This is a genomic window from Staphylococcus sp. HMSC072E01 (genome assembly GCF_001814125.1).
GTDB classification, from domain to species: Bacteria; Bacillota; Bacilli; order Staphylococcales; family Staphylococcaceae; genus Staphylococcus; species Staphylococcus hominis.
Window position 1 is genome coordinate 23945 of record NZ_KV814960.1, and the last position, 6435, is coordinate 30379.

General features: G+C 33.0%; 5 protein-coding genes and 11 tRNA genes. All 16 read right to left on the reverse strand.

The features are described from left to right. Positions 1 to 41: 41 nt before the first annotated feature. The 16 genes from trmL to HMPREF2953_RS01850 all read right to left on the reverse strand — a co-directional run bounded on the left by trmL (position 42) and on the right by HMPREF2953_RS01850 (position 6435). The gene (gene trmL, locus HMPREF2953_RS01775; protein WP_002449676.1) at positions 42 to 512 is read right to left on the reverse strand and encodes a tRNA (uridine(34)/cytosine(34)/5-carboxymethylaminomethyluridine(34)-2'-O)-methyltransferase TrmL; all 471 of its coding nucleotides are present in this window, start codon (positions 510 to 512) and stop codon (positions 42 to 44) included. Between the two features lies 1 nt (position 513). Continuing rightward, positions 514 to 1635: a tRNA epoxyqueuosine(34) reductase QueG gene (queG, locus tag HMPREF2953_RS01780; protein ID WP_049334938.1), complete on the reverse strand. Its 1122-nt coding sequence runs from the start codon at positions 1633 to 1635 to the stop codon at positions 514 to 516. A 261-nt stretch (positions 1636 to 1896) separates the two neighbouring features. After that, on the reverse strand, positions 1897 to 2619 hold the full coding sequence (locus HMPREF2953_RS01785) for an amino acid ABC transporter ATP-binding protein (protein WP_002449645.1): 723 nt from the start codon (positions 2617 to 2619) through the stop codon (positions 1897 to 1899). After that, complete coding sequence (locus HMPREF2953_RS01790; RefSeq protein WP_070671484.1) at positions 2612 to 4066, reverse strand: ABC transporter substrate-binding protein/permease; 1455 nt, start codon at positions 4064 to 4066, stop codon at positions 2612 to 2614. Before HMPREF2953_RS01790 ends, HMPREF2953_RS01785 begins: the two co-directional genes overlap by 8 nt. 120 nt (positions 4067 to 4186) lie before the next feature. Beyond that, positions 4187 to 5245, reverse strand: a complete 1059-nt coding sequence (locus HMPREF2953_RS01795; protein WP_002449624.1) for a PTS sugar transporter subunit IIC — start codon at positions 5243 to 5245, stop codon at positions 4187 to 4189. Positions 5246 to 5384: 139 nt separating this feature from the next. Then, a tRNA-Leu gene (locus HMPREF2953_RS01800) sits at positions 5385 to 5468 on the reverse strand. 41 nt (positions 5469 to 5509) lie between these two features. After that, positions 5510 to 5584, reverse strand: a tRNA-Gly gene (locus HMPREF2953_RS01805). Positions 5585 to 5687: 103 nt separating this feature from the next. Next, a tRNA-Gly gene (locus tag HMPREF2953_RS01810) sits at positions 5688 to 5761 on the reverse strand. 8 nt (positions 5762 to 5769) lie between these two features. Continuing rightward, a tRNA-Cys gene (locus HMPREF2953_RS01815) sits at positions 5770 to 5843 on the reverse strand. Positions 5844 to 5851: 8 nt separating this feature from the next. Next, positions 5852 to 5923: transfer RNA gene (locus HMPREF2953_RS01820), tRNA-Gln, on the reverse strand. A gap of 12 nt (positions 5924 to 5935) precedes the next feature. After that, positions 5936 to 6008: transfer RNA gene (locus HMPREF2953_RS01825), tRNA-His, on the reverse strand. Between the two features lie 2 nt (positions 6009 to 6010). Next, positions 6011 to 6084 (reverse strand) — tRNA-Trp (locus tag HMPREF2953_RS01830). Between the two features lie 8 nt (positions 6085 to 6092). Then, positions 6093 to 6176, reverse strand: a tRNA-Tyr gene (locus tag HMPREF2953_RS01835). A 7-nt stretch (positions 6177 to 6183) separates the two neighbouring features. After that, positions 6184 to 6259 (reverse strand) — tRNA-Thr (locus HMPREF2953_RS01840). Positions 6260 to 6265: 6 nt separating this feature from the next. Next, a tRNA-Phe gene (locus HMPREF2953_RS01845) sits at positions 6266 to 6338 on the reverse strand. A gap of 21 nt (positions 6339 to 6359) precedes the next feature. Then, positions 6360 to 6435, reverse strand: a tRNA-Asp gene (locus HMPREF2953_RS01850).

Consider the following 6435-nt stretch of genomic DNA (forward strand, 5'->3'; position numbering starts at 1 on the left):
TATAACATTTTTTATTCTATTATAGTAATTAATTTTAAATTCTACTTTAATCCTGGGAAATTTTGTTGTCGCAATGCTTCATAAATCAATAAAGCAGCAGTATTAGATAAATTTAAAGAGCGAATATGATCACTCATAGGAATTCTTAAAGCAGTATCTGCATACTTCTCTTTCACCCAATCTGGTAAACCTGTCGTTTCTCTACCAAAAATAAAATAATTTTCTATTTCAGTATTTGAAAAATCAAAATCACTATAAGTTTGTTTACCAAATTTAGTAAGTAAATAATATTTACCATTTGTCACTTCGAAAAATGATTCAATATTTTCATGATAAGTGATATTAACATGTTCCCAATAATCTAATCCAGCTCGTTTTAGCATCTTGTCATCTGTACTAAAGCCTAATGGTTTAATTAAATGCAAGTGTGTATTAGTACCTGCGCATGTACGTGCGATATTTCCAGTGTTTGCAGGTATTTCTGGTTGGAATAACACAATATGATTTGTCATTTTATTTCCTCATTTCTAGTCCTTTTCTCATTTCAACTTGAACTTCTTCAATCTCATTATCATAGTGCTCATAAATAAATGTTCTTGCATCATTGCCAAGTATTTGACCAATAGCCCAATATGCTGTTCCTCTTATCATGGGTCTTGGATCATTCAATGCTACTTCCTTTAATTCAGGAATAGCCGCTTCTTCACCAAAATGTGCAAGTGCAATAATTGCATTCCGCTGTATAGGTTTTTTACCTCTCCATGCTCCTGCCAAATGACCATAAGTATTTTTAAATTCTTTATTACTCATTTGTAACAATGGAACTAAACGTGGCTTTAATATTTCAGGTTCTAAAATAATATCTTCGTGGGTTGTATTAATACCTCTATTTTTCGGACAAACTTGTTGACAAGTATCACAACCATAAAGACGATTACCGATTTTATATCGATACTCATCTTTTAAATATCCTTTAGTTTGAGTTAAAAAGCTGATACATTTTTGAGAATTCAGTTGACCATTCCCTACTAAAGCGCCCGTTGGACATCTATCTACACAAATTGTACAATCTCCACAACTGTCTAATATAGGATCATCTGGTTCAAAAGGAATACTAACTAACATTTCTCCTAAATATGTCCAAGTTCCTAGTTTTGGATTAATAACAAATCCATTTCTACCAACGAATCCTAATCCTGCTCTTTCAGCTACAGCGCGATCTGAAAGTACCCCAGTGTCAACCATGCTTTTTATTTCGACATCAGGGACCTTGGATTGAATAAATTCACTTAATTTATCTAATCTTTTTTTCATAATTGAATGATAATCTTGACCCCAAGAGGCTCTCGCAAACATTCCTCTTCTATCGCCTTTTACACTTTTTGGCGCTCCCTTTAGCTTATTTGGATAACCAACAGCAATAGCTATGATAGAACGTGCTGTGGGTAAAGATAATTTAGGTTCTGTTCGCAGCGCAATATCTGATTCTTCAAAACCTGATGCATAACCTTTTTCATGATAATCTACTAACTTTTGTTTCAGTTCATCGAAAGGATCAGCGGTAGTAAAACCAATACTATCTATACCAATGGAATACGCATAGTCAATGATTTCCTGTTTAAGTTGATGGTTCATCAACACTCTTGCCTCCTATAAAAAAGTCCATAGAATATTTTAACATAATCTTAATTTTTTATGATATTAAATATTTTTATAAATAAAAAAGAATCTGAGATATACTTTGAAGTGTCTCAGATTCTTTAACTTTGAGAATTTCATAAAGAAAGTCTATGTTTATAATTCAGAATACATTCTATCTTCTTTTCTTAATTAACTTTTATTACTTTTTAGACATAAAACCTTATAAATGTTTTATTAGTCTTTAAATACAACATGCTATAATACTTTCGCCAAAAAGTTTTTAGTTCTTTCATGTTTGGGATGATTAAATAATTGATCAGGTGTTTCACTTTCAACGACATATCCATCTGCCATAAATATTACTTTATCACCAACATCTTTAGCAAAACCCATTTCATGAGTTACAACCACCATTGTCATACCCTCTTTAGCTAAATCTTTCATAACTTTAAGTACTTCATAAACAACTTCAGGATCAAGTGCTGATGTTGGCTCATCAAATAATATGACATCTGGATGCATAGCTAAAGCTCTTGCTATTGCTACCCTTTGTTTTTGTCCGCCAGAGAGTTGAGAAGGATATGCATTAGCTTTCTCTTCAAGCCCTACTTTTTTTAGAAGTGCTTTACCTTCAATTTCTAGCTTTTTTAAATCAACATTTTTTAACAACTTAGGTGCTAAAATGACATTTTCTAATACTGTTTTGTGAGGAAATAAATTGAAATTTTGAAATACCATTCCCATTTTTTGACGTAATTCATTTAAATTTATATTTTTATGTGTTAATTCTTTTCCTTCAAAAATCACTTTTCCATTTGATGGAGTTTCTAATAAATTCATACATCTTAATAATGTACTTTTACCACTTCCTGATGGCCCTATAATTGCTACAACTTCCCCTTTATTAACCTCTAAATTAATATCTTTGAGTACTACATTTTTATTAAATGACTTATTTAAATTTTGAACTTTAATCACTGGCTTTCATTCTCCCTTCGATTAAACTCATACCTCTAGACAATGTAAATGTTAAAATAAAGTACATTATCGCAGCGATAATTAACGGTGTAAAAGGATCAAATGAAATACCTTGTACAACCTGAGCGTTAAACATAATTTCTCCTACTCCAATAGTAGAAACAATAGATGATTCTTTAATTAGTGTTACAAATTCATTACCTAGTGCTGGTAAAATATTTTTAATTGCTTGGGGTAAAATGATATATTTCATTGTTTTAGAATAATTTAATCCTAAACATTGAGCTGCCTCTGTTTGCCCTTTATCAACAGCATTAATTCCAGCTCTAAATATTTCTGCAATATAAGCAGAAGAATTAATAACTAGTGCGATAGTACCACATACTAATGCTGAAACATCTAAACCTAGAACAGCTGTTGTTCCAAAGAAAACTAAAAATACTTGAACTAACATCGGTGTTCCTCTTAAAAATTCTATGTAAATAGAGGCAATCCATGACAGCAATTTAAACTTACTCAATTTAGCTAAAGCAATTAAAGCTCCTAATACTGCTCCTAATACTACACCAATCATTGATATTAAAATTGTATTTTTAAGTCCTTTGATGAAAAATGCACCATACTTATCAAAAAAGCTACTATCGTCTTGCATATCTTTAGAAGCTTTGTCCATGTATTTGCTAATTAAATGTTGGTCATTGACTTCCTTAATAGATTTATTGACATTTGCTAAAAGAATAGGTGAATTTTTTGGCACAGCTATGACATTATCTTTCTTTTCTTCATTAAAATTCACATTGGCTATCATTAAGCTGTTATTTTGTTTTACATATGCTTCAGCAACGGGTTTTTCTATTACTAACCCTTCTACCTTATTACTTTTAACTGCAAGAATAGCATCTGGTAGACGATTTAATGAACTAATGTCTGCATTCTCTATTTCTTGTTGAGCAATTTTTTCTTGTTCAGTCCCTTTTTGTGCCGCAACTTTTTTATTAGAAAAGTCTTTTAATGTATGAAATTTATTTTTATCGCTTTTTCTAATAAGCATTACATTGCCCGTTTTAGTATAAGAATCCGAGAAATCAACTTCTTTCTTTCTTTCTGGTGTTGAAGTCATACCAGAAATAATAACATCAATTTTTCCCGTTTTTAATGCACCGAGTAAACTATCAAATTGCATATTCACAATTTTTAATTTTAAGTGATTATCTTTAGCAATTTTTTTAGCTAAATCAATATCTATACCTACGTATTCACTCTTACCTTTTACAGTCTTTTCAAATTCAAATGGTGCATAATCAGCTGATAATCCTACCCTTAATTCTCCACTTTCCTTAATTTTTTCCCATTTTGCATCTTGATCAGCATGAGCCATAGGTTCTATATTTATAAAGGTCAAACTAATTAAGATTGCTATGATAATTGTTTTAAACATATATTTCATATAGCAACCTCCTATAACTTTTTAATTATTATACATAATAAAGAATTAATATGCAATAAAAATTTTAAACAAAAAAAGCATCTATAGTAATATAGATGCTTAAATACCATTAAAATAATATTATTGATGTGTAATTTCAAATCTATAAATATTATCATTATAAGATGGTATAAACTTTTTGCATAATTCATGAATAATAAAAGCACTAATGAATGGAACAATAAAATAACCTAATGCTAATAGAATAATATTAAATGTCGAATCACCCGGCATTCTATTAAACGCATTAATTGGACCAACTAATCCTGTATAACCAAATCCAGCTGATAATGGTGTTCCTTTTATACCAATGAAGTATGTTAACAAACCTGAAATAATACCATTAATGGTTAATGGTATTGCAATGATTAAATGTTTTAAATAAACAGGAATCATCATCTTCGCAGCGCCAATAAATAAAACTAAATTGACACCAACTGAATTAACACGTAAAGAACCAAAGAAAAAAGTAACGCATGCAGCAACAATTCCCATGTTTGCTGCACCACTACCTAACCCATTTAAACTAATAGCTGTAGCAATAGCAACTAGAGAAATTGGCGTAACCATTAGTAGTGAAAATGTCACACTTATCAAGATAGACATAATTAGAGGATTAAATTCAGTAAATGAATTAATCATATGTCCTAAACTTTTTGTAATAATTTGTATATATGGCAAAGTCGTTAATCCAATTAATCCGCTGACTACTGGAATAAATACAGGTAAAATAATCATTTCTAAAGAACCAAATTTTCCTTGTAATAATAAATATAAAGCACATGCGATAATAATAACTAAAATCACGTTTATAATATCGCCAATTCCTTTTAATGCAATACCATTTGCATTCATTTGTATAGCTCCAGAGCCTAACATTGCTGATACACCTATCATACTAGCACCCGCACCACTAAATTTGAATTGATGTGCTGCCAGTATTCCAATAATAAATGCCATAAACGATTGAATAATTGTCACTAATTGAAAAACAAGCTCTAATATTGGATGTTGATCTTTAAATAATTTTAGTAGTTCTCCTAAAAGTGCATTAGGAAGTAATGCAATAACTACTCCTGCACCAACTGCATTAAGAATATTACTAAAAAAATATTTTAAGTTTATTCTAGTTCTACTCATAATAGCCTCCATTTTTAAATATTAGCTATATAATATTATATTATACCGTTTTATACAACATAAAATAAGTAGTTAAAAAATGATCAAATAAAAAAGGATTAAGTAGAGCGTTCTACTTAATCCTTTTAACTCCATTAAATACCGGCGGTCGGGGTCGAACCGACACTCCAATAAAGGAACGGGATTTTGAGTCCCGCGCGTCTGCCAATTCCGCCACGCCGGCTTAATATAGATAAATAAAAAACTTCCCTATGGAAGCAATTATGGAGCGGAAGATAGGACTTGCACCTATATCTTGTTCCGGGAAGGAACATATTCTAAAAGTTGAACTACTCCCGCGTTATATTAAATTATGGAGCGGAAGATAGGACTTACACCTATATCTTGTTCCGGGAAGGAACATATTCTAAAAGTTAAACTACTCCCGCATTGTATCAAATTATGGAGCGGAAGATAGGACTTACACCTATATCTCATTCCGGGAAGGAATGTGTTCTAAAATTGAACTACTCCCGCATAGCACATGGAGGCGGCAACCGGATTTGAACCGGTGATAAAGGTTTTGCAGACCTCTGCCTTACCACTTGGCTATGCCGCCAATAAAAACTGGGCTAGCTGGATTCGAACCAGCGCGTGACGGAGTCAAAGTCCGTTGCCTTACCGCTTGGCTATAGCCCATTAATAATAAAGGGCGGTTGATGGGAATCGAACCCACGAGTGTCGGAACCACAATCCGATGCGTTAACCACTTCGCCACAACCGCCATGGCAGGGACAGTAGGAATCGAACCCACATCAAAGGTTTTGGAGACCTCTATTCTACCGTTGAACTATGTCCCTATTTATAATGGTGGAGGGGGGCAGATTCGAACTGCCGAACCCGAAGGAGCGGATTTACAGTCCGCCGCGTTTAGCCACTTCGCTACCCCTCCGTTAAGATGGTGCCGGCCAGAGGACTTGAACCCCCAACCTACTGATTACAAGTCAGTTGCTCTACCAATTGAGCTAGGCCGGCAAGAAATGGTTCAGGACAGAATCGAACTGCCGACACATGGAGCTTCAATCCATTGCTCTACCAACTGAGCTACTGAACCATATATATTAAAATGATTAAATGGCGGTCTCGACGGGAATCGAACCCGCGATCTCCTGCGTGACAGGCAGGCGTGTTAACCGCTACACTACGAGACC

Excerpts from the sequence above, each read along its gene's own strand:
- trmL (WP_002449676.1), bottom strand. The coding sequence starts at position 512 with ATGACAAATCATATTGTGTTATTCCAACCAGAAATACCTGCAAACACT.
- queG (WP_049334938.1), bottom strand. The coding sequence starts at position 1,635 with ATGAACCATCAACTTAAACAGGAAATCATTGACTATGCGTATTCCATT.
- HMPREF2953_RS01790 (WP_070671484.1), bottom strand. The coding sequence starts at position 4,066 with ATGAAATATATGTTTAAAACAATTATCATAGCAATCTTAATTAGTTTG.
- HMPREF2953_RS01795 (WP_002449624.1), bottom strand. The coding sequence starts at position 5,245 with ATGAGTAGAACTAGAATAAACTTAAAATATTTTTTTAGTAATATTCTT.